Source organism: Arthrobacter mobilis (genome assembly GCF_012395835.1).
In the GTDB taxonomy this organism is placed as follows: Bacteria; Actinomycetota; Actinomycetes; order Actinomycetales; family Micrococcaceae; genus Crystallibacter; species Crystallibacter mobilis.
Map to the genome: position 1 here is coordinate 1 of NZ_JAAZSQ010000081.1, position 214 is coordinate 214.

1 protein-coding gene is annotated in these 214 nt (G+C 52.8%); it reads right to left on the bottom strand.

Features of this window, described 5'->3' with window-relative positions:
- The coding region (locus tag HGG74_RS21830) for a Tn3 family transposase (RefSeq protein WP_246263144.1) at window positions 1–214 on the bottom strand (214 nt) is incomplete at both ends.

The window sequence follows — 214 nt, forward strand, 5'->3', positions numbered from 1 at the left end:
GATGTCCTTTGGTCACCAGTTCTGCCAGCGTGAAGGAATAATGGCCGAGCATATTGATATGTCCGTGGCAAAGCGGGGAGAGGCGTGCGATATCTTCATCATTCAGTGTTTCACCCTGCGCCCGGAGATGATCCAGGGCTGCCTGCATATAAATAGTGTTCCATAACACGACGGCGTTAGTGACCAGCCCCAGTGTGCCCAGTTGATCTTCCTG